At 71.6% G+C, this 21,743-nt stretch carries 20 protein-coding genes and 1 pseudogene; 8 read left to right on the top strand and 13 right to left on the bottom strand.

Features of this window, described 5'->3' with window-relative positions; all coding sequences use genetic code 11:
- The first annotated feature begins 28 nt into the window (after nucleotides 1–28).
- Both AB0N14_RS19630 and AB0N14_RS19625 read left to right on the top strand, forming a co-directional pair.
- Complete coding sequence (locus tag AB0N14_RS19630) at nucleotides 29–1,624, top strand: serine/threonine-protein kinase (protein ID WP_366026944.1); 1,596 nt, start codon at nucleotides 29–31, stop codon at nucleotides 1,622–1,624.
- Nucleotides 1,625–1,777: 153 nt separating this feature from the next.
- The gene (locus AB0N14_RS19625; protein ID WP_366026943.1) at nucleotides 1,778–1,963 is read left to right on the top strand and encodes a hypothetical protein; all 186 of its coding nucleotides are present in this window, start codon (nucleotides 1,778–1,780) and stop codon (nucleotides 1,961–1,963) included.
- 37 nt (nucleotides 1,964–2,000) lie between these two features.
- Here the strand turns inward: AB0N14_RS19625 and tgmB are convergent, their stop codons facing one another.
- Together tgmB and tgmA are read right to left on the bottom strand one after the other, a co-directional pair.
- Nucleotides 2,001–2,957 carry an ATP-grasp ribosomal peptide maturase gene (gene tgmB, locus AB0N14_RS19620; RefSeq protein ID WP_366026942.1) on the bottom strand — a complete coding sequence of 319 codons (957 nt, stop codon included), beginning with the start codon at nucleotides 2,955–2,957 and terminating at the stop codon, nucleotides 2,001–2,003.
- A gap of 13 nt (nucleotides 2,958–2,970) precedes the next feature.
- A complete protein-coding gene (gene tgmA / locus AB0N14_RS19615) occupies nucleotides 2,971–3,162 on the bottom strand; it encodes a putative ATP-grasp-modified RiPP (RefSeq protein WP_366026941.1) in 192 nt (63 codons plus the stop codon).
- A 302-nt stretch (nucleotides 3,163–3,464) separates the two neighbouring features.
- On the opposite strand from tgmA, the gene AB0N14_RS19610 reads away from it, so the two are divergent.
- Nucleotides 3,465–3,701 (top strand): hypothetical protein, encoded by a 237-nt coding sequence (locus AB0N14_RS19610; protein WP_366026940.1) that lies wholly within the window; start codon nucleotides 3,465–3,467, stop codon nucleotides 3,699–3,701.
- Nucleotides 3,702–3,753: 52 nt separating this feature from the next.
- Here AB0N14_RS19610 and AB0N14_RS19605 read toward each other — a convergent pair whose 3' ends face one another.
- The 7 genes and pseudogenes from AB0N14_RS19605 to AB0N14_RS19575 form a co-directional block, all read right to left on the bottom strand.
- Nucleotides 3,754–4,737, bottom strand: coding sequence for an aldo/keto reductase (locus AB0N14_RS19605; RefSeq protein ID WP_366026939.1), 984 nt, complete (start codon nucleotides 4,735–4,737; stop codon nucleotides 3,754–3,756).
- Nucleotides 4,738–4,875: 138 nt separating this feature from the next.
- Nucleotides 4,876–5,946 (bottom strand): PP2C family protein-serine/threonine phosphatase, encoded by a 1,071-nt coding sequence (locus AB0N14_RS19600; protein WP_366026938.1) that lies wholly within the window; start codon nucleotides 5,944–5,946, stop codon nucleotides 4,876–4,878.
- 59 nt (nucleotides 5,947–6,005) lie between these two features.
- Complete coding sequence (locus AB0N14_RS19595) at nucleotides 6,006–7,664, bottom strand: ATP-binding SpoIIE family protein phosphatase (RefSeq protein WP_366026937.1); 1,659 nt, start codon at nucleotides 7,662–7,664, stop codon at nucleotides 6,006–6,008.
- A 96-nt stretch (nucleotides 7,665–7,760) separates the two neighbouring features.
- Nucleotides 7,761–8,207, bottom strand: coding sequence for a Fur family transcriptional regulator (locus AB0N14_RS19590; RefSeq protein ID WP_366026935.1), 447 nt, complete (start codon nucleotides 8,205–8,207; stop codon nucleotides 7,761–7,763).
- A gap of 268 nt (nucleotides 8,208–8,475) precedes the next feature.
- Nucleotides 8,476–9,534, bottom strand: a pseudogene (locus tag AB0N14_RS19585) (helix-turn-helix domain-containing protein).
- Nucleotides 9,535–9,644: 110 nt separating this feature from the next.
- Complete coding sequence (locus tag AB0N14_RS19580; protein ID WP_366026934.1) at nucleotides 9,645–10,658, bottom strand: alpha/beta hydrolase; 1,014 nt, start codon at nucleotides 10,656–10,658, stop codon at nucleotides 9,645–9,647.
- A gap of 266 nt (nucleotides 10,659–10,924) precedes the next feature.
- Nucleotides 10,925–11,314, bottom strand: coding sequence for a hypothetical protein (locus tag AB0N14_RS19575; protein WP_366026933.1), 390 nt, complete (start codon nucleotides 11,312–11,314; stop codon nucleotides 10,925–10,927).
- Between the two features lie 210 nt (nucleotides 11,315–11,524).
- Between AB0N14_RS19575 and AB0N14_RS19570 the strand changes: the two genes are divergently transcribed.
- The 3 genes from AB0N14_RS19570 (at nucleotide 11,525) to AB0N14_RS19560 (ending at nucleotide 13,577) form a co-directional block, all read left to right on the top strand.
- A complete protein-coding gene (locus AB0N14_RS19570) occupies nucleotides 11,525–12,445 on the top strand; it encodes a MurR/RpiR family transcriptional regulator (RefSeq protein WP_366026932.1) in 921 nt (306 codons plus the stop codon).
- Between the two features lie 320 nt (nucleotides 12,446–12,765).
- A complete protein-coding gene (locus tag AB0N14_RS19565) occupies nucleotides 12,766–13,152 on the top strand; it encodes a hypothetical protein (protein ID WP_103843473.1) in 387 nt (128 codons plus the stop codon).
- Nucleotides 13,153–13,271: 119 nt separating this feature from the next.
- Nucleotides 13,272–13,577 carry a YkvA family protein gene (locus AB0N14_RS19560; protein WP_366026931.1) on the top strand — a complete coding sequence of 102 codons (306 nt, stop codon included), beginning with the start codon at nucleotides 13,272–13,274 and terminating at the stop codon, nucleotides 13,575–13,577.
- A gap of 159 nt (nucleotides 13,578–13,736) precedes the next feature.
- Here AB0N14_RS19560 and AB0N14_RS19555 read toward each other — a convergent pair whose 3' ends face one another.
- On the bottom strand, nucleotides 13,737–15,770 hold the full coding sequence (locus AB0N14_RS19555) for a SpoIIE family protein phosphatase (RefSeq protein ID WP_366026930.1): 2,034 nt from the start codon (nucleotides 15,768–15,770) through the stop codon (nucleotides 13,737–13,739).
- 140 nt (nucleotides 15,771–15,910) lie between these two features.
- On the bottom strand, nucleotides 15,911–16,624 hold the full coding sequence (locus AB0N14_RS19550; RefSeq protein WP_366026976.1) for a substrate-binding domain-containing protein: 714 nt from the start codon (nucleotides 16,622–16,624) through the stop codon (nucleotides 15,911–15,913).
- Between AB0N14_RS19550 and AB0N14_RS19545 the strand changes: the two genes are divergently transcribed.
- On the top strand, nucleotides 16,608–17,150 hold the full coding sequence (locus tag AB0N14_RS19545) for an RICIN domain-containing protein (protein WP_366026929.1): 543 nt from the start codon (nucleotides 16,608–16,610) through the stop codon (nucleotides 17,148–17,150). The two genes, AB0N14_RS19550 and AB0N14_RS19545, sit on opposite strands and share 17 nt — an antisense overlap.
- A 62-nt stretch (nucleotides 17,151–17,212) precedes the next feature.
- Here AB0N14_RS19545 and AB0N14_RS19540 read toward each other — a convergent pair whose 3' ends face one another.
- Nucleotides 17,213–19,570 carry a glycosyl hydrolase family 65 protein gene (locus AB0N14_RS19540; RefSeq protein ID WP_366026928.1) on the bottom strand — a complete coding sequence of 786 codons (2,358 nt, stop codon included), beginning with the start codon at nucleotides 19,568–19,570 and terminating at the stop codon, nucleotides 17,213–17,215.
- On the bottom strand, nucleotides 19,567–20,304 hold the full coding sequence (locus AB0N14_RS19535) for a beta-phosphoglucomutase family hydrolase (RefSeq protein ID WP_366026927.1): 738 nt from the start codon (nucleotides 20,302–20,304) through the stop codon (nucleotides 19,567–19,569). The genes AB0N14_RS19540 and AB0N14_RS19535 overlap by 4 nt, the downstream gene beginning before the upstream one ends.
- Nucleotides 20,305–20,724: 420 nt before the next feature.
- Here AB0N14_RS19535 and AB0N14_RS19530 point away from each other — a divergent pair, with 420 nt between their 5' ends.
- Complete coding sequence (locus tag AB0N14_RS19530; RefSeq protein ID WP_366026975.1) at nucleotides 20,725–21,417, top strand: nucleoside/nucleotide kinase family protein; 693 nt, start codon at nucleotides 20,725–20,727, stop codon at nucleotides 21,415–21,417.
- Nucleotides 21,418–21,743: the final 326 nt, after the last annotated feature.

Genomic DNA, 21,743 nt, shown 5'->3' with positions numbered 1-21,743 from the left:
AAAGGGAGAGTCCGGTGCGCTGCGAGGGATGACGATGGACCACGGGCAGGTCTCCACACGGGAGTTGGTCGCCGGACGGTACCGGACGCTCGAAGTCGTCCACCGGGAGGAGGGGCGCACCGTCTGGCTCGGCGAGGATGCGGACTTCGCACGGCCGGTCACCCTCACCGGGTCGCGGCTCGCACCGCTGCGGCCCGAGGTCACCTCGCGCCGCACGATCGCCCGGATCCTGCGCGAGTCGGAGGCCATGGAGTCGCTGTGCCCCGGCCGGATCGCCACCGTCCTCGACGTGGTCGACGACAACGGTGTCCTGTGGACCGTGACGGAACGGATCGACGGCACGCCCCTCGGGGAGATCCTCGATCGCGGGCCCCTGAACCATGTGCGTGCCGCCCGCATCGGCCTCGGGATCCTCGACGTCCTGGAGGCCGCCCACCGGCGGGGCGTCACCCACGGGGACCTGAGCCCGGGGCAGGTCTTCGTGCAGGAGGGGGGCCAGGTCGTGGTGACCGGGTTCGGACTGATCGGATCGTCCGTCACCCAGCGGGTCACCGCGCCGTCGTACGCCTCCCCCGAACAGGCCCGCGGCTCGAGCGCCGGGCCGGCGGCGGACCAGTGGGCGCTCGGAGCGCTGCTGTACGCGATGGTGGAGGGCCGTCCGCCGTTCCGGGACCGGGGCGCGGCCGAGGCGACGCTGCGCGCCGTGGACCGGCTGCCGCTGCGCTCCCCGCTGAGCGCCGGGCCGCTGGCACCGGCCATCACGGGGCTGCTGCGCCGCGACGCCCTGGAGCGGGTCCCGGAGTCCGCGGTGCGTGCCTCCCTGGTGCGCATCGTGAGCGACGACCTCGACGAGCCCACGCAGGAGACGCTGATGCCGCGCCTGAGGGGCGCCTGGCTGGTCGCCCACCGGGCGGGGCGGGCCTGGGACAGACCGGCCGTGCGCCGGTCGGTGCTCGTGGGCGCGGGGCTGGTGCTCGTGGCCTCCTCGGTCGCGATCCTCGTCGCGGCGGTCGGCTCGGAGGGGGACCGCGCGTCGGCGACCGGGACGGAGCCGTCGCGCTCCGTCGCGCCCTCCGGGCACGACACGACCCTCCCTCCCGCAACGAGTACGGCACCATCACCGTCCGCACCCCCGTCGTCGCCCGCCGACAGGAACCCGGCAACGACCTTCCGCCGCTACGACGCGCCGGAGGGCTTCTCCATCGACCTGCCCCAGGGATGGAAGCCCATTGACACCCTCAAGGCCGCCGAGGGCACCTACCGGGTGACGTTCGGCGCGAGCGGGGACCCTCGCACGCTCGCGGTCACCTACAGCGTGCGGCTCGGTACGGATCCGGTCACCGTGTGGCGGAAGCTGGAGCCGTCCCTGAAGAGCACGTACGCCGAGTACACACGGGTGGGCGACATCCGCGCCGTGACCTACCAGGGCCACAAGGGCGCCGACATGGTGTGGCTGTCCACGGTGAACGGCGTCCGGGTGCGCACCTTCGGGCGGGGCTTCCTCCTCGGCGACGGCCGCGGCTGCTCCCTGCGCTGGACGACCCCGGCGGCGGACGCGCAGAGCACCGCCAACGAGCAGGCACTCGACGTGTTCCTGAGAACGTTCCGGCCGCCGGCCGGGTGAGTGGACTCTCCGTCCGGCGTCGAGTGGAGCGGGGAAAGCGGTGACGGAGGCGCGGGACGAAGTCGTCGTCTACTGGCGGCCGTTGTGCACGTACTGCATGAAACTGCGGACGCGCCTGCTGTTCTCGCGCCTGCCGCACACCAAGGTGAACATATGGCGGGCCCCGGAGCGGCGGCGTTCGTCCGCTCGGTCGCGGACGGGAACGAGACCGTGCCCACCGTCACGGTCGCGGGCAAGGCCCTGGTCAACCCGTCGATGCGGCGACTGCGGGACACGGTCGCGGACCGCGCCCCGCATCTGCTGCCGGGGTCCCGCGGGAGAACGGGGCGGCGCGGCTGACCGGGGACGGATCCGCTCCGCCGCGTCGGCTCCACGTCTACCAGCGGCTTACCGAAGGCCGGCGGTCGGGTGCGCGCCGGGCCAGCCAGTGGGCGATCGACTCCGCTATCGGCTGGCCGGTCTCCAGTTCGATGAAGCCGAACTGGCCGCCCTGGTTGCACTCCAGGAACCACCACACGCCCTCCCCGTCCTCGGCGAAGTCGAAGGCGGCGTACGCGAGGCCGGCCAGCGCCAGGTACTTGTGGACCGACTTCACGATGCGGTCGGGCACCACGGTGGGCTCCCAGGAGTACTCGGTGTCGCCGTACCGGCCGTCCACCTGCCCGGGCTCCGCTCTCTTGCGGGCGCCGAACAGGCTCGCGCCGACACAGGTCAGCCGGATGTCGGCGCGCTTGGGGATGTAGCGCTGGAGCAGGGCCGGTCCGGCCGCGACCGCGGAGAAGTCGGCGTCGGGGCCGATCAGCGTCGTCGGCAGGGCCAGTTCGGGGTCGTCCGGCGGCGGCCCCGACGCCGACTTCACCACCACGTCCCGGTACTCCTCGGCGAACTGCTGGGCCACACGCGGCGCCGTGGTGACGACGGTCGGCGGCACGGCGAAGCCGCTGAGGTGGGCGATCCGCAGCTGCCACGGCTTGTAGCGGGCCTGCTCGGCGTTGCGGGGATGGTTCATCCACCGTGTGGACGCCGAGTAGAGCATGCCGTACAGGGCCTGGCGGGTCTCCGCGGTCAGCCAGGTCGAGGGCTCCGCGGCGTGGGCGGCCGGTTCGCCGGGCCGGCGTACCCACACCGAGCGCAGGCCCCCCATGCTCAGGACGTGCCCGCCCACCGAGAGGTGGCCGTCGAAGTCGCCGTGGGCGTAGTCGGCCGACAGCACCGCCCTGCCGGGAAGGTCGGCGGGGTCCAGGCGCATCACGGGCACAGCCCGCTCGTACAGCTCGGCCACCACCATGTCGGCCGTCACGTCCTGCTCCGACGTGAGGATGAGAACCGTCATCCGGTCCGTGCCGTCAGTCGTCGAAATGCGTCTGGGAACCCGCCGTCGACGTCGTCGTGCCGGCCGCCAGCAAAAGGGCACGGTCACTGACGGCGGGGCGACCGTCCGGAAGCACGTTCAACTGCCGCGAGGCGTCGAAGCGGTACGGCGTCACCGTGGGCTGAACCCCCCTGGGCACGGCGTAGTTGAGGGTGAACGGTCGCACGTGAAACCTCCACGGTCTTGGGTTGCCACTTCCCAAATTTTTACGTCTTCCCCCCGTAAGGAATTCATCACTTTCCGATACATGAGGGTGAAGGTCATCACATACCCGAGACGCAACCCCATGACGTCAAGGGGCGTCCCCGGCACGCCGGATGCGCGGTGTCAGTGCCCTCGGCAACAATGCGGGGTAAAGATCATCTCGCCTTCCGGGCGGGAGGATCACCGCCCTGCCCCCGGAAAGGCTGACCGACCGTGAGGCGCCCTCGGCTCAGTTCCCGTGCTGCCGAAGTGCTGCGCCTGATCATGGACCAGCGCTTGGCGGTCTTCCTGACGGTGCATGGGAACGGGCGCCGCCGGTACGGCTATTGGCAGACCGACGGCCGTCCCGTGGCCCTGCCGACCGAGGAGTGCGACGCGTTGTGCGCGGCGGGGCGGATCGTGCTCGGCGACCCGGTGGTCGACCGGTCGAAGACCGTCTACCGGGTCCGGGCCGCCGCGCGCGGCACATCCCGCGCGACCCGTTCCGCCCTGACGGCGTGACGGCGTGACGGCGTGAGGGCGTGAGGGTGGAACAGGCCGACGCGGCGGGCGGCTACCAGCGGTCCTCGACCTGCTCCTTGATCCGCCGGTCGTACAGGTCCCGGATCGCGTCGAGCGTCTCGCGCGGCGGCGGGGGCAGCTTGGCGACCGCCGAGTTGGCGCGGGCCTGGTCCGCGGAGCGGGCGCCGGGGATGACCGTGGTCACGCCGGGCTGCTGGAGGATCCAGGCGAGCGCCAGCTGGGCCGGCGTGTAGCCCTCGGGCGCGAGCGCGGCGAACTCGGCCGCCGCCTCCACACCGGTGGCGAAGTCGACACCGGAGAAGGTCTCGCCCTGGTCGAAGGCCTCACCGTGCCGGTTGAAGGAGCGGTGGTCGTTCGCGGCGAAGACCGTGTCCTTGGTGTACTTGCCCGACAGCAGGCCGGAGGCGAGCGGCACCCGGGCGATGATGCCCACGCCGGCTTCCCGCGCCGCCGGAAGGACCTCGCGCAGCGGCTTCATGCGGAAGGGGTTGAGGATGATCTGCACGCTCGCCACGTTCGGGCGGGCCATCGCGGTCAGTGCCTCCGCGCAGGTCTCGACGCTCACCCCGTACGCGGCGACCCGGCCTTCCTCGACCAGGGTGTCCAGGGCGTCGTACACCTCGTCGGAGGAGTAGACGGGCGTGGGCGGGCAGTGCAGCTGCACCAGGTCGATGCGGTCGACGCCGAGGTTGCGGCGGGAGCGGTCGTTCCAGACCCGGAAGTTTTCGAGGACGTAGTTCTCGGGGATCTGGTCGACGCGGCGGCCCATCTTGGTCGCCACCAGCACGTGCAGATCGGGCCTGCCGTGCAGGAAGGAGGCGATGGTCTGTTCGCTCCGCCCGTCGCCGTACACATCGGCGGTGTCGAAGAAGGTCACCCCGGACTCTGCCGCCGCCTCCAGCACCTCGTGGGCGTCCTTGTCGCCCACGTCGCCCCAGTCGGCGCCCAGCTGCCAGGTGCCGAGGCCGATCACCGACGCGTGCTGCCCCGACTTGCGGAATTCTCGCTCTTCCATGCGGTCAGTGTGTCATCCGCGCCCGCCCGCACGCCGAAGGCCCCTCCTTGTGCGCCGCACCGGGCCGCACAGAGTGGTCGAAGCGCCGGGCGTACACGGGTCTTGGCTGAGCCGTTTTCCCTGAGCACAGGCGCGCCGTCAGGGTCGGCGACGGTGCCGCCGGTCGCCCGGTCCGACGCGATGGGCGACCAGGGCCGCGAGGTCGTCGTCGCGGCTGCCCGAGACGTAGGCGAGCACGTCGTGGTGGAGGTGGTCGAGGAGTTGGCGGGGGCCGGCCGAGACCCATCGGCGCACGCGCTGGGCGAGCGGATAGAAGGTCCCGGTGAAGTCGCGGCTCTCGCTCACGCCGTCCGTGTAGAGCAGCAGGCGGTCGCCCACGGTGAAGGGGACGGTGTCCACCTGATAGTGGTCGCCGAGCAGGGCGGCCATGTTGATGGGCGGTGACGGCGCGCTGGGTTCCACCTCCCGCACGTCGCCCTCGTGCAGCAACAGCGGTGCGGGGTGCCCGCAGTTGACCAGGCGCGCGATCGGCTCCCCGGCCGGGATCTCGACAAGCAGAACGGTGATGAAACGCTCCAGCACGTCATCGCCAGGGACCTCCTCGCAATACTCCCTCATACTCGTCTCCAACCGGCCCGCGAGGTACGGCAGGTCGGGCGCATTCCGAACGTGCACCCGGAACGAGGTGAGCATCACCGAGGCGGCCTCGACGGCCGGGAGCCCATTGCCGCGTACGTCGCCGATGATCATCCGCACCCCGTACTCGGTACGGCGCGCCTCGTAGAAGTCGCCGCCGATCCGGGCGTGCGCTGCGGCGGCCTGGTAAAGCACCTCGACGTCGACGCACCCGAGCTGCCGCGGGATCGGAGGGCGCAGCACCTGCTGCGCGGTGTCCGCCACCGTGCGGACCGCGGCCAGGACGCGCTCCCGGTGCTGCCGTACCCGGCTGGCGTAGGCGGCGGCCAGCGTGATGGCCAGGATCGCCAGCAAGGTGAACACGCTGGGTGTGTGTCCCAGCTGATGGTGGGCGGTGGACAGCGCGATGGCGGTCAGCAGGGCCAGCAGCCCGATGGCCAGCGTGCCGGCCACCGGCCACATGGCGGCAGCCAGCGCGGGCGCCGCCCCGAGCAGTCGGTTGAACTGCCAGTGGGGCATGAGCAGGTCCGCCGCGGCGGCCAGTCCGATCACCAGCATAGGACTGACGAGCATCGGCTCGAACCGGCGGCCGTCTCCCCATATCCGATCAGCAAGTGGCTTGGAATGCGGCCTCATGCCGGGTGGTCCTGTTCGGTCCAGACGGTCTTGCCGTCGGCGGTATAGCGGATGCCGTTGTGCTGCGTGAGCTCGCTGACGATGGACAGGCCGCGGCCGCCTTCGTCGATCGGTTTGGCCTTCCGCAGACGGGGAGCCGCACTGCTGGAGTCGGATACCTCGCAGATGAGTGTGTGGTCGTCGTTGATCAGGCGGAGTTCCACCGGCCCGCCGGAGTAGCGGATGGCGTTGGTGACGAGTTCGCTGACGACCAAGGCGGTGGTGAAGGCGAGTTCGTCGAGTGTCCAATCCGTCAGCTGCCGGCTGGTCCAGGCGCGAGCGGCCGCGACGGCGGGGGCGTCGGGCGGCACGGCCAGGGTGGCGACGTTCTCGGGGTCCAACGCCCGTGTCCGGGCCACCAGCAGGGCCGGCTCGGGGCCCTGAGACACGGCACGGCGGACACCCTCGATGATCTTCCGCACATCCGGCCCGGACCGGTCCACCACCTCGCGGATCCGCTCCACAGCCGTGTCCGGACCGGGGTGCGGTTCGTCAGGACCTCCGCTGCGCAGCAGCAGGACGCTGCCCGAGGGGACGTCGACCTCGGCGGTGGTCTCGAAGGGACGGCCGGTGGCGCCGAGAGGCGGATGAGAGGCCAGGACGAGTGTGCTGACGACGCCGTCCGGGAAGACGACCACAAGCTCGGGACGGCCGGCCCACGATGCGGTGCAATGCCCGGTGACGGGGTCGTACACCACACACAGGTAACTGGAGCCGGCGTAGCTCATGTCGAGGGAGCGCCGGCCAGGAGCCGTCTGTTCGCGGGTCAGGCGGGTCACCACGTCGTCCAGACACGCGAGTATCTCGCCGGGCCCCAGATCCCGTACGGCGAGAGCGATGACCATCGCTCTGAGCTGACTCATGCCGACCGCGCTGCACGCGCCCTGCCCCTCCGCTACGCCCACCACCAGGGCCGCGCGCGCACCTGGCAGTGGGATGACGTCGAACCACTCCCCGCCCGAGCCTTCCTCCGGCACGTGGCCTTCAGCATCCTCCACTGCGCTGAGGGACGGCAGCACCTCGGGAAGCAGGTCTCGTTGCAGGAGCCGGGCGTGGGCGCGCTCCTGGACACGGCCACGGACGATGTCCAGACACTGCGCAGCGTGGTCTGCGAACCTGACGGCCGCCCGCAGATCATCCGAACCGAAGGGCGCCGAATCAGCCCGCCGGTACAAGTCGACGCGGCCGAGCACGACGCCTCTGACGACCAGGGGAACCACGATGAGGGAGTGGGCCCGGGTCTCCCGGATCACTCGTGCGCGCGCGGAGTCGCGGGCGAGCCACCGACCGTCCTGGCGCAGGTCGCGGATGAGGCGTGGGCACAGATCCGTAAGGCTCTGCCGGTAGGGAGTGGCGGGGGGCACCCGGGTCACGTCACCGACCGCATACGCGGGCTTGGCCCCTCGCACGGACTGGAAGGCGGCACGCCGAAGCGCTGTGCCGTTGCGGAGCGGGCCCGGCGTGGGCGCTTCGCCGCGCAGCGTCAGCTCCGACACTTCGATGGTGACGATGTCGGCCAGCTCGGGCACTGCGGCCTCGGCGAGCCTGGCTGCGGTCTGGAACAGGTCTGAGCTGGTGCCCGTTGCGCTGCTCTTCAGCTCTGTGCTGGTTCGCACGATGATCAACCTCTGATTGCGTAGGCATCGCGGGATTCACGGCCCCGGCGGTGAGGAGGACTCGTCACAGCGGTCCGCACCGGTGCCGTACGGGGATCACTGGTGTCCCGGCCCGTCGGACTGCTCGGCGGCGCCGGCGCAGCGGGGGCAGGTTCCCCAGAAGGTCACAGCCGCCTCGTCCACTTGATAGGACGCGGGCAGGCGGGAATGGAGGCATGGGGCCGCACCGATCACGCAATCGATGTCGGCGATCTCGCTGCAGGTCCGGCACACGAAGTGGTGGTGGTTGTCGTTCCGTTCCACCTCATAGCGGGCCGGATGGCCGGAGAACTGCGTGCAGCGAACCAAGCCGACATCCGTGAGCACACGGAGAACGTTGTACGTGGCCTGCAGGGACAACCCACCGAGCACCTTCTCCGCCTGAGCCCGGACGGCCTCGACATCGGGGTGCCCGGACAGTTCCTCGATGGCGACGAGCACGGCCATGCGCTGTGCCGTCACCCGTAGCTGCGCGTCGCGCAACCGTGTCGCTGCTCGCACCATGGACTCCTCCGCCGCTTCCAATGGCCTTTGTCCACCGTCCATCTGGACTCGCCTCCTGCCAGATCGCTGAGGGTGCCGGTCGGCCTGTTTGACCTTCAACTTATTCTCTGGAGCAAATACAGACAATAGAGTCATGCCAGGTAAGTTAGCTTTTAACCCTTTTTTCATGATCTGGTAGCCGGCAGGACTGCCGCCAGGCGGTGCGCGCGTCCCGTGGCGATCGCGGCCGCACAGCCAGGTCTTCCCCGAGACGTCGGTGTACGGGCGGTCAGCCGGCGGACGCGGGCCCGGTGTGTCGCAGCCTCCGTACGGCTAGGGCGAGTTGGAGGCGCAGGCGGCCGTGCGGGGTGTGCACGTCCCAGCCGAGTATGTGGTGCAGCTGGAACAGGCGTTCCTGCAGTGTGGATGGTGCACTGTCAGCTCGGTGGCGGCGGACCACAGGCTGGGGGCGGAGGCCACGGCGTGGAGGGTCGCGGCGGCCCAGAGGCCTCGGCGACGGCGCGTTCCACCGCGAGCAGGTCCGGGATCGGCGGTGTGTCCGGGCCGACCGCTCCGGCGAGCAGAGTCAGCGCGCCCAGGTCGTCGGCGTGGACGGTGCGCGGTCCCGGGTCGTGCGGGGTGCCCTCGGCGGTGAAGCGGAGCGCGATGCGGGCCGCCACCCAGGACTCGGGCAGTCGTACGGGCTCCACGGCGGGCCCTGTTCCTGCTCGCGGCGCCTCGGGCGCCTGCCTTCGCGTCCCGTCGGCAGGCTCGACTCGAGCGCCGCCGCCGTACAGCGCCATCGCCCGTACCCGCTGCCCGTCGGGCAGTCCCAGCCGGGCCGCCGCGCGCAGCCGCACGGCCGGGGTGCGGAGGCGTCGAGCACCGCCTCGACGAGCGCCGGGTCGTCGGCCGGGCCGCCGGACGGCGCCCGTCCCCGGGTGCGGTCCAGGACCACGCGGACGGCCGCCACGGCGCGTTCCAGGATCATGGCGTGGACGCCGTCGGGCGGGCCGGGGTGCTCCAGCCACAACCCGGCGTCCTGCGGGTGGGGGCCGTCGGCAGGCGACGTACGGACGTCACCGCCCGGCGCGAGCGGCGCCCACGGCCAGGCCGGGTCGGGCGGGCCCGCCGGGTCGAGGCGGCGTCCGTCGGGTTCGACGCGGAGGCGGACGCCGCGCCGCTCGTCGACGAGCCGGGCGGGGCTGCCGGACAGCACCGCGGCGCCGCGCACCAGCGCTTCCAGCCCCACCCGGCCCTCCGTCAGACGGTCGAAGTACGCGATGACGCGCAGGGCGGCACCCGCGTCGGGATCGAGCGCCGCGAGCCGTCCTGCCAGCTCCTTCACGGGCACCATCCTGCGGTCCTGCGCGATTCCTGCCAAGCGGCGGAACCGGTCCGCCGCGCCCACCCCGGCGCGGCGGACCGCTCGCCGGCCGGGGAGGTGCGCCGGCCGGATCAGGCGCCGAGCAGCCGCCGCAGCCAGCGCAACCGGGCCGCGCGGGCCTCCTGGGAGAGCCGGGCCTGCGGGGCGAAGCCGTCGAAGCCGTGGAACCCGCCGGGCCACACATGGAGTTCGGCGCGTCCGCCCGCCTGCCAGATACGGGTGGCGTAGCTGACGTCCTCGTCGCGGAAGGTCTCCGCGGAGCCGACGTCGATGAAGGCGGGCGGCAGGCCGGACAGATCGGTGGCGCGGGCCGGGGCGGCGTACGGGGAGACGTCCGGACCGCCGCGCGCGTCGCCGAGGAGCGCGCCCCAGCCGGTGGCGTTCGCGGTGCGGTCCCATGCGCCGCGCCCTGCCATCTGGTGGGCGGAGACCGAGTCGTTGCGGTCGTCCAGCATGGGGCACATCAGCATCTGGCCCAGCAGGGCGGGGCCGCCGCGGTCCCGTGCGAGCAGGGCCAGCGCCGCGGTGAGACCGCCGCCCGCGCTGCCGCCGACGACGATGACGCGCTCGGGGTCGATGCCGAGTTCCTCGGCGTTCTCGGCGGTCCACTTCAGGCCCGCGTAGCAGTCCTCGATCGGGGCCGGGTGCGGGTGCTCGGGGGCCAGCCGGTACTCGACGGAGACCACGACCAGCTCCAGCTCCTCGGCCCAGTCGAGCGCATCGTCCACGCCGAACCGGTTGGTGCCGAGAATCATCCCGCCCCCGTGCGCGTGGTAGATCGCCGACAGGGGGCCGGTCGCACCCGTGGGGCGGCAGATGAGCAGGGAGATGTCGGGCGCGCCGGCCGGTCCCGGCACGGCCCGCTCCTCCACCTCGAAGGCGCCGCCGCGGCGCAGCTCGTCGTCGGAGGGCGGTGGGATGACCATGCCGGCGCGCACCTCGGGGATGGCCTCGGGCGGGAAGCCCGGGGACAACTGCTCGCCGATCAGTTCGAGCGCGGCCGCCAGCTCCGGGTCGAGGGGCGGCGGCGGAAAGACGGGCTCGGCGTCTGCGGGTGCCGGGGAGGTCGTCGGCTCGGCGGTCATGGCTGCTCCTCGCGTCGTGGCCACGCCCGTGTGGCCAGTGCCGTTCATGGTGCCCGCCGCCCCGCCGCCGCGGCACGCGCCGTTCTGCGGGAATCCCCCGCCGAACGGCGGGGCGGCACCTGGAACGAGCCGCCGGTGCGGAGCACGGGGGCGGCGCCGCTGACGGGGGCGGGCGCGCACGGGGGCGGACGCGGACGCTCTCTTCCGTCCGCGCCCGCCCTACTGGTCCCCCGCGGCGGCGCCGGTGAGGCGCCCGGATGTGACGCTCAGGGCCGCGTCCGGCTCTCCAGCCGCAGCTCGACGTCGATCTCCTGGTCCCCGGCGACGACGCCGAGCTGGTGGACGGCATACAGCTCGTCCAGGGCGCGGCGCAGTCGCTCCACCGCCCTGGGCTCGCCCTGCAGCTCGGCCTTGACCGGGCCGGACAGCGGCGGTGGCGGCGACGGGCGCTCGGCCGCCCCGCGCGTGGCCGACGTGTCGAACGTCCCTGTCCACATCGTGGGCCGGGAGGTGTGCGCCTCGTGGGGCGCCTCCTCGGCGGCGCGGTCCGAGCCGAACTGCCGGCACAGTTCGGCGAACAGGTTCCCGGCGTCCGTCGCCGAGCAGTCGCTGACCACTACTTCGACCTGTGGTACGTGCGTTTCGGACGCGTTCACGGCCGCTCCTCTCCTCGCGATGGCAGACCGATGGGCCGACCCCGGACGGCCGACGCGGGTACCCCGCCCCAAGGGGCCCATGCACGACGGTACGGCGCGTGTCCCCGGCCCGCCTGTCGGGGAGCAGCCCGCGATATGGGCGGTAAGCCCCCTGGTCAGCGCTGTCCGTGAGCTATGTTGAAGGCCTCGGGACACGACGGAGGAGGTCCGGTGCCATCGCCGCAGCAGGCACGCGCGCAGGCATCTGCGATCACTGCGGGCAAGACGGCCCCGGAAGCGGGTGCCAGCCCGACGTCCCAGCTCAGAGAGTTGTTCGACGGTCCCCGACTGTCCCCGGGGCACCGCCGGATCGCCCAATACCTGATCGAGCACATCACCGAGGCCGCGTTCCTGTCGATCACGGATCTGGCCGAGCGGGTAGGTGTGAGCCAGCCTTCCGTGACCCGTTTCGCCGCGGCCGTCGGCTTCAGCGGCTACCCCGCGCTGCGGGAGAAGTTGCAGTCCATCGCCCTGGGCACCCTGGGCAGCCCGAGCACTCCGGCGGAGCAGCGGGCCAACGAGTTGCAGGCGGCCGTGGACGCCGAGATCGAGAACCTGGAGAACCTGCGCCGGGACTTCGCCGACCCGGACCAGGTGATCCGGGTCGGGCAGGCGCTGTCGGAGTCGACGCCCCTGACCGTGATGGGCCTGAGGATCTCCGCCTCCCTCGCGGAGTACTTCGCCTACGGGGCCCGGCGCATCCACCCCGACGTACGGCTGGTGACGCGCGGCGGGACCGTCGCCTACGACGCGATGTTGCAGTCGAGGGAGGCCGGCGGCACCTGGGTTTTGGCCTTCGGGATGCCCCGGCACGCCCAGGAGAGCCTGACCGCGGTGCGGGTGGCGCGCACCGCGGGGCTCAAGGTGGCCCTGATCACGGATCTGGGGCTGGGGCCGCTCGCGGACGAGGCCGACGTCGTGTTCGCCACCGGCACCGGCTCCCGCCTGGTGTTCGACTCCTACGCCGCCCCCGGTCTGATGGCCGCGGCGCTGCTGCAGGCGATGACCGACGCCGATCCGGAGCGGACGCAGGCCCGCCTGGAGGAGTACGAGCAGATCGCCGACCAGCACCAGTTCTTTCTCAAGGACTGACCGTCCCGGGCGCGGACCAAGGGCGCCGTACCAAGGAGCCTGCCAAACAGGATCTCTTACCCCAAATAGAACATGAATTTTTTCATGTCCTTGCATATCTGCCGGTATATATAAATACTTCTCCCGGATCGCGGACCGGGACAGCCGGAACGCGCCGTACGGACAGCCGGAGTCGTCCGCTCCTACCCACGGGCTCCGGGTGTCCGGCCGGGCCCCGCTGCGCGGGCATCCCTGGTGGCGGCTCCGGTCCTCCCCTAGACCGGAGCCGCCCCCGAAGTCGCCGCAGCGCCCTGAGCCGACGTGACCCGGAAGCGAACATCATGGCCTTGACGACGTACTCGCCGATCAGCTCGGACTGGCCGTGCCAGGTCAAAACCCCCGGCAGCTACGACTGGGAGCGGTCGGCGGCCAAGTGGCTGCGGGAACTCGTGCCCGCGCGCTACGCCAGCTACCCGGCCCTGATCCGCCACCCGGTCCTGCTCGCCCGGCACGCCCAGATCCAGGTGCAGAACGAGGTGCGGGTGGCCCGCACCGCGCTGCAGACGGCCCGCGCGGAGCTGCCGGCTCTCGGTCTGCCGGAGTCGGTCATCGAGCACACGATCAGGATGTACGCCGCCGAGGTCATGCAGCTGCAGCACATCGCGCGCAGCGTACGCGCCGTCAGCCAGGCCCTGATGGAGAGCAACCTGGCACGCCCCGGGCACTGACGCACCGTCACGACCGCCTTCCTCCGCCGTCGGAAGCGTTCGGCCCGGCGCGCGCACAGTCCACCGCGAAGCGGGCATCCGTAGGAGAGGACGACTCCTACGGATGCCCGGAGCTGCGCATGGACTCCACGACCTGGGCCGCGCTCGCCGTCGCCGCCGTACTCGCGGCGGCCCTGCTCGGCGTGGCCCTCGCCCTGCTGCGACGGCTGGTCCGCACGCGCCGCGACCTGCGCCGTGCCGGGCTGCCCACCGGCCCGCGCTGGCTGTTCTGGGGCGCGGTCCTGTACCTGGTACTCCCCGCCGACCTGCTGCCGGATCCCGTGTACCTGGACGACATCGGCGTCCTGCTGCTGGCGCTGAGGTCCATGCGGGCCGCCGTACCGGGACGCGAACCCTGGCGCGACGGCGGCACGTTGCCCGACTGACGGCGCGATGGGGTGGCCCGCCCGCGCCGTGGTGGCAGTACGGACGAGCGGGCGGCGGGACGGGTGAATTGGCTCCCGGAGGCGATCTGCCCTCGCGCCTCCTTGCAACGTGGCGCCTCGTGTGGTGGGCATCGGCGTCAGCGGGGAGGCCGAGTCCGCCTAGCAGTTGCGGGCTTCACCCGCGGTCGGACCCACGGTGGTCCGGTCCGGCTCAGGCACGCCGATCAGGAGCAGCGTCACGTCGTCGTCATGGGCGGCCGTGTCCGGAATGAGGGTCGCGATCAGCCGGGCCGCGGCCTGATCGAGGATCTCCGGGTCGGCCGAAGCGCCCTTCAGCGCTGTGCCCAGGGTGTGGGCGAGGACGTCGATCTGGGCGTCGATGTCGGTGCCGGGCCTCTCGACCAGCCCGTCGGTGTAGAGGGCGAGGGTGCTGCCCGGTGGCAGCCGATGGGTCGTCTCCTGGAACGACAGGCCGCCACACGAATCGTTGACGCCCAGCGGCACGCTGACCGGTGCCTGCAGCCGGCGGGCGAAGCCATCGGGGTTCACTGCGATGACCGGCAGGTGCCCGGCCGAGCAAAGGGTGACCTCGCGGGCGCCCTGGTCGATCACCAGGTAGCAGCACGTGACGAGCTGGTCCGCCAGGTCGTTGACGAACGCGTCAAGCCCGGTCATGAGCCGCCACGGCGGTACACCCGTGCGGGCCAGGGCATGGGCGGCGGCGCGCAGCTGGCCCATGACGGCCGCCGCGTCCAGGCCCCGGCCCATCACGTCGCCGATGACGACGCCGGTGCGGTTGCCGTCCAGCGGAATGATGTCGAACCAGTCGCCGCCGACCCCGGGGTCTTGGACGGACGCCAGGTAACGGTGCGCGCTGGGCAGGTGCGGCAGGCGGGGCGGCTCGCCCATGAGGCTGTGCTGCAGCGTGTAGGCGATGCGGCGTCGTTGCTGCTCGTATCGCTCGGCGCGTTCGGCCTCGGCCTGCTTGCGTTCGGTGATGTCCCGCACGGTCAGGAAGACCAGAGTTTCCTGTTCGGCCTGGAAGGTGCTGATGCTCACTTCGACGGGGAACTCACTGCCGTCGCTGTGCAGCCCGTACAGGCCGCTGTCCAGTACCGTCGGCTTCGGGTCGGGCAGCTGCAGATACTGGCGCAGGAGCGCGCTGTGCAGTGGACGCTGCGGGCCGGGCACCAGGTCCTCGACCTTGGTGCCGACGACACCGGCCGGCACATGGCCGAACAGTCGCTCCACCTGTGCGTTGGCCATGACGATGATGCCGTCGCCGTCCGTGATCAGGGTGGCGTCGGGTGCGGATTCCAGCAGCGCGAGGAAGCGCCGGTTGGCCCGCTCCACCTCGCGCTGGGCCGCGACTCGTTCGGTGATGTCGGTGAGCACACCGGCCACGGCGTAGGGCGCGCCGCGCGCATCGTTGAGCGGGAACACGGTGGCGAGGAAGTCCCGCGGGCCTCCCGGCAGGTCGAAATGCTCCTGCCGCTGCACGGGGGTGCCCCGTGCCAGCATGTCGAGGTCGGCAGCCCGCGTGTGACGGGCTATGTCCGGCGGCAGGACCTCCTGCTCCCGCCGGCCCAGTATCCGTTCGCGGGACAGTCCCATGCTCTCCTCGAACTTCCTGTTGAGCGCCAGCAAGCGACCGTCCAGGTCCTTGATGAACATGACCGCGGGCGTGTGGTCCATGAACGCCTGCAACAGTTCGTTCTGCCGCACCTGATATTCGGCACGCGCGTGCGCCACCTCGATACGCCGGCCCACGGCCAAGGCGGCGAAGACGACCACGGCGAACACGATCATGTGGCCGCACACCAGCAGCGCGGTGCCCAGACGCCTCCCGTACAGACCTGCGTCCTCACCGGCCAGGACGCCCCAGCCCAGCAGCGGCGGCGCGACCAGGATGGTGGCGAACAGCCGGCGGCCCAGCGCGCCCGTGGTGCCCGCGTTCATCAGCAGTCCCGCAGGGCCTTCGTCCGGCCGGGCCAGGAAGGCGGCGATGCCGAGCAGCACCAGGGCCAGCGCGGTGTGCAGGGCCATGCCGGTGTAACCGCCGAACCGTTCCAGCTGGGGCACGGCGTAGGCGAAGCCGTAGAGCCGCAGCATGCCCAGGGTGAGAACGGCCAGCGCCGGGATCTGACTCGTCCAGGCGGGCAATCGGAATGTGCTCGCGCACAGTGACGCCATGCTCCCGAGCGTCAGTGCCGCAGCCGTGTTGCCGCTCCCTGAGCCGCGGCGCGGACGACGGCCACGGCGGGCTCGTGGAACGGCAGTCCCCCGGCCTGCTCCCTGCGTGTCACCAAATCATCACCTTGTGAACAAATGGCCTAACTAGCCCAATTTGCCCAAGTATCACAAAGAGGAGAATTTGGCTCAGTGCATCTCAGGGGCCCCGGGAACAGGCATTCATGGCTCGTCAGCGCAGGACAGCGATCACTGCTGTGCAGCCAGTGACGCTCAGCTGGACTCGCGCACCACCAGCCGGCACGGCACGGTGTGCAGGCCCGGTGCCGGTTCCGCGTCGATGGCCTCCAGCAGGCGCAGGCGGCGATCCTGCCGATCTCGGCGAGGTCCATGTCGATGGTGGTCAGGGGCGGGCGGCTGGCCAGGGCCATGGTGTCCCAGTTGTCGTAGCCCACGACCGCGATGTCACCGGGCACGCTCACCCCGCGTTCGCGCAGCGTGTCGGTGACGCCCCGGGCGATCTGGTCGTTGCCGCAGAAGAAGGCGTCCGTGTCCGGAGCCGTGCGCAGGACGGCGTCGGCGGCGCGACGGCCCCATGCCTCGCTCCACTCGCCGAAGTGGACCCGCCCGGTCGCGAGTCGCCGCGAGGAGTGCTCCAGGTGCTCGATGGTGCGGCGGGCCCGGTCGCGGGCCGCCGCGTGGTGCTCCGGGCCGGTGACATGCGCGATCCGGGTACGCCCGGTGGCCAGCAGATGGTCGACGGCGAGGCGTGCCCCGCCCTGGTCGTCGGAGACCACCGAGGTGTCGGCCGGGTCGGTCGAGGGCGAGAGCGCGTAGACGATGGGGACCGACTCGATGCCGGTCAGCGGGGAGCGGGGGTCCGTGCGGCGGCCGGTGACGATGAACGCCTCCGACGGCTACCACATCGTCGTCACCCCCACCGGCGCCTCCACCTCACTGGCCGGGCGCTACCAGATCACCGACAGGAACAGCGGCCTGGCCCTGGACACCCAGAGCGCGGGCACCGCTTGGGGCACATCCGTCGTCCAGGCGACCTCCACCACCGGCACCGACCAGATCTGGACCCTGGTGTCCGCGGGCCGGGGCCTGTACAAGATCGTCCAGCAGTCCAGCGGTCTGCTGCTCGGCATCCAGAACATGAGCACGGCTGACGGTGGCACCGCCCTGATCTGGGGCGACAACGGCACGGATGACCACCTCTGGCAGCTCATCCCGTCCGGCGACGGCTACTACAGGATCGCCAACTACAACAGCGGTCTCCTGCTCGGCGTGAGCAACATGAGCACGTCCTCCGGCGCGCAGGTTCTGCAGTGGTCCGACAACGGCACGGCCGACCACCTGTGGAAGCTGACCTCGCGCTGAGGTCGGGCCAAGCCGCTGCTCACCGTGCCGGTCCGGCGCGGGGAGTAGCGGCGCGTCCGGCCTCAGCCCTCGTTCGGGTCCATGTGGTTCGGACGCCGGTGCGGTGGCTGATCCGGTGCCGGGCGGGGCTTGAGCGGCGGGATGTCCAGGGTCTGCGGCTTGTCCGCGTCGACCGTGAGCGGCTCACCGTGGTGGTGGATGGTCAACGGGTCGCCGTTCTGCAGCGTGTAGGTGGCCGCGCTGCGGCCGATCTCCACCCGCAGCCGGCGGCCCCGCAGCTGCAGCGTGAAGGCGAGGCGGCCGAACCTCTCCGGCAGGCGCGGGGCGAAATCCATCCGCTGCCCGAGGTGGCGCATACCGCCGAAGCCCGCGACGAGCGCCATCCAGGTGCCCGCGAGGGACGCGATGTGCAGGCCGTCGCGCGTGTTGTGCTCCAGGTCGTGCAGGTCCATCAGCGCGGCCTCGTGCAGATAGTCGTAGGCGAGCCGCATATGGCCCGTCTCGGCCGCCATGACCGCCTGGCAGCAGGCGGACAGCGACGAGTCGCGGACGGTGAGGGGTTCGTAGTAGGCGAAGTTGCGCGCCTTGTGCTCCGCGTCGAAGAAGGAGCTGCAGGTGTACATCGCCAGCACCAGGTCCGCCTGCTTGACGACCTGCTTGCGGTACAGGTCGAAGTACGGGAAGTGCAGCATCAGCGGATACTGGTCGGCGCCCGTGGAGGCGAAGTCCCAGCGCTGGTAGCGGGTGAACCCGGCGTGCTGCTCGTGGACGCCGAGCTCCTGGTTGTACGGGATGTGCATCGCCTCGGCGGCGTCCCGCCAGGCCGCGGCCTCCTCGTCGTCGACGCCCAGTTCCTCCGCGCGGCGCGGATGGCGCTCGACCACGTCGACGGCCGCCAGCAGGTTCGCGCGGGCCATCAGGTTGGTGTACGTGTTGTCGTCGGCGATGGCGCTGTACTCGTCGGGGCCGGTCACCCCGTCGATGTGGAAGGTGCCGTGGTGGTCGTGGTGGCCGAGCGACCGCCACAGCCGGGCCGTCTCCACCAGGAGTTCGAGCCCGGTGTCGCGTTCGAAGCGTTCGTCGCCGGTGGCGGCGACGTAGCGGACGACGGCGTCGGCGATGTCCGCGTTGACGTGGAACGCGGCGGTACCGGCCGGCCAGTACGCCGAACCCTCGGAGCCGTCGATGGTCCGCCACGGGAACGCCGCGCCCCGCAGGCCCAGTTGGACGGCACGTTCGCGGGCGGCGGGCAGGGTGTTCTGCCGCCAGCGCAGCGCTTCGGCGACGGCTCCGGGTGAGGTGTAGGTGAGCGGGGGCAGCACGAACACCTCGGTGTCCCAGAAGGCGTGCCCGTCGTAGCCGGAGCCGGTCAGTCCCTTGGCGGGGATCGCGCGCTGCTCGGCGCGGGCCCCGGCCTGAAGGACGTGGAAGAGGGCGAAGCGGACCGCCTGCTGGATCTGCTCGTCCCCGTCGATCTCGACGTCCGAGCGCGCCCAGAACGCGTCCAGGTACTCCCGCTGTTCGGCGACGAGCCCCGACCAGCCGACGCTGGTGGCGGCGACGAGCGCCGCGTCCACCTGGTCGCTGATCGCGGGCAGGGACCGGGTCCCGGACCAGCCGTAGGAGACGAACTTCTCCACCCGCAGCGTCTGACCCGGGACGAGTGCGGAGGCGACGGTGAGGCGGGCGAGGTCGTCGGTCGCCTCGCTCTCGGTCGTGGTGGGGTCGGGGCCGGTGACGAGGTGGTCGGCGGCGGCGCCGACCCTCAGGCCGCTGCGACTGGTGCGGTGCACCAGTCGCAGCCGGGTGCTCTTCGCGAAGTTCTCCTCGGCCTCCAGCGGCGACTCGAGCACGATCGCGGCGCGCGGGTCGCGGTCACGGCCGGGCAGTTGCTCGTTGGCGACCAGCTCGGACTGGACGACGATCCGGGCGGGTTTGCCGACCGGTTCCACCTCGTACGCGACGGCGGCTATGGCGCGCTGGGTGAAGGAGACCAGGCGGGTGGAGCGCACGCGGACCGTGGAGCCCGCCGGTGAGGTCCACTCGCAGGTCCGGGTGAGCAGTCCGGTGCGCAGGTCGAGGACGCGTTCGTGGGAGCGCAGCCGTCCGTAGCGCAGGTCGAAGGGCTCGTCGTCCACGAGCAGCCGGATGATCTTACCGTTGGTGACGTTGATGACGGTCTGCCCGGACTCGGGATAGCCGTATCCCGCCTCGGCGTAGGGCAGCGGGTGGGTCTCGTGGACGCCGTTGAGATAGGTGCCCGGCAGTCCGTGCGGTTCGCCCTCGTCGAGGTTGCCGCGCCAGCCGACATGCCCGTTGGACAGCGCGAACACCGATTCGCTCTGGGGCAGGACGTCCAGGTTCAGGCCGCGTTCACGCAGGGTCCAGGGCTCGACGGTGTACGAGTTGTGCGTGATCACGACCACTCCCCCAGGTTCACCAGGTCCGGTACGACGACGTCGGCGCCGTGGGCGCGCAGCGCGTCCGCCTGGCCGACGCGGTCCAGGCCGACGACGTAGCCGAAGTGGCCGGAGCGTCCGGCGTCCATGCCGGCGAGCGCGTCCTCGAAGACGGCGGCGGCCTTGGGCTCCACGCCGAGGTCGTGTGCGGCGGCGAGAAAGGTGTCCGGGTGCGGTTTGCCGGGCAGGTGCCGTTCGGCGGCCACGACCCCGTCGATGCGTACGTCGAAGAGGTGCTCGGCGTTGATCGACCGCAGCACGTCTCGGCAGTTGGCGCTGGAGGACACCACGGCCGTGCGCAGGCCCTCGGCCCGTGCGGCGCCGATGTAACGGATGGTGCCGTCGTACGCTTCGACGCCGCGGGTGCGGATCAGCTCCAGCAGCAGCTCGTTCTTGCAGTTGCCGAGGCCGTGCACGGTCTGCCGGTCGGGCGGGTCGTCGGGGGCACCCTCCGGTAGCTGGATGCCGCGGGAGGCGAGGAAGGTGCGGACGCCGTCGGCGCGGGGGCGTCCGTCGACGTACTCGTCATAGTCGGTGTCGTCGAAGGGGCGGAAGTCCGCACCGTCCCGGGCACGCAGGAAGTCGTCGAACGTCTGTTTCCACGCGGCCGCGTGGACGACGGCGGTCTTGGTGATGACCCCGTCGAGGTCGAAGAGGCAGGCCTGGATACCGTCCGGAAGACCGAGCTTCGTCATAGGAGCCACCTTCCCTCATGAACGCCGGGCAGAGGGTGGCGAGTGCCACATTGCGCCCTGTCGACACTCCGTCGGCGGGCGTGGGGCGGGACCCCGTCGCCGGACTCGGCGTCAGGTCCGGGTGAACCGCCCGCAGGCGCGGGCGCGGCGGAGCGCGTGCGGGTACAGGGCGGGGCGTCCACGACCACCGCGCGGTCGTACCAGGCCGGCCACTGGCCCGCCTCGGCGCCGACGATGTCGAGTGCCTTGGCCTGCGCGGCCGTCGACGACATGAGTCCGCGGTCGAGGTGGGCCGAGACCATGCCGACGCACAGCACCGGAGGGAGTCGTCAGCGGCACGCCGTGGCAGGCACGGCTGCCGGCCGGCACCGGTACGCCGGTCTCGCCATCCGGCGCGACCTCTGGTGCAATGACGGGACGATGACCTTCGACGACCTCCTGAAGCGGGCCGCGGCCCTGACCCGCCCCGGCCACCGAGCTGTCCTCGGCATCTCCGGCAGCCCGGGGGCCGGCAAGTCGACGCTCGCCGAGCACCTGGTCCGTGAGCTGAACGGGGACGGGCCGCCGTGGGTGGCGCACGTCCCCATGGACGGCTTCCACCTGGCCGATGTGGAACTCGACCGGCTGGGCCGCCGCGATCGCAAGGGCGCGCCCGACACGTTCGACGCGGCCGGGTACGCGGCGCTGCTGCGGCGCCTGCACGAGGGGCGGGAGGGCGAGATCGTGTACGCGCCGGGCTTCGAGCGCGTCCTGGAGCAGCCGATCGCAGGAGCGATCCCTGTGCCGCCGTCGGCGCGGCTGGTCGTGACCGAGGGCAATTACCTGCTGCTGGGTACGGGGGCGTGGGCACGCGTACGGGCGTCCCTGGACGAGGTGTGGTTCTGCGAGATCGACGAGGAGGAGCGCATCCGGCGGCTGGTGGCCCGCCACGAGGAGTTCGGCAAGGAGCACGACGCGGCGGTGGCGTGGGTGCTGGGCACCGACCAGCACAACGCGGACCTGATCGCGGCGACCCGGGGCCGCGCCGACCTGATCGTGCCGGCGACGGCCCTGCCGGCACCGTACGGGCCGCCCCCGGCAGGACCGGGCCGGGAGCCGTCGACCCGCCCGTGACGCGGCGCGAGCGCGCCGGCCCTTGAAGGACTTCCGGAGTCGACTACCAGTCAACGGCGTTGAGGTTGCACGACAAGGTCAGGTCGGCGAGCCCGCAGTGCGACGCTCAATGTCTGCGGGCCGTACCCACCGACGGGGACACGACTCGGCCGTAGATCTTCGCTCGTACACAGTCGACTTGGGTGCCTTCACGAGCCGTCCACGAGTCGCGACTACCGGACGAACGTGCTCGCCAACCTCACCCCCGAGACGAACGCGGTCCTCCGCGTCCTCGGCGGCATGAGCACGGTGTGGAAGACGGGCGGCACCCTGGAACACCGGCACCC

This window comes from Streptomyces sp. NPDC051104 (assembly GCF_040682835.1).
GTDB lineage: Bacteria > Actinomycetota > Actinomycetes > Streptomycetales > Streptomycetaceae > Streptomyces > Streptomyces cynarae.
This window is presented reverse-complemented; position numbering and strand designations above follow the sequence as displayed.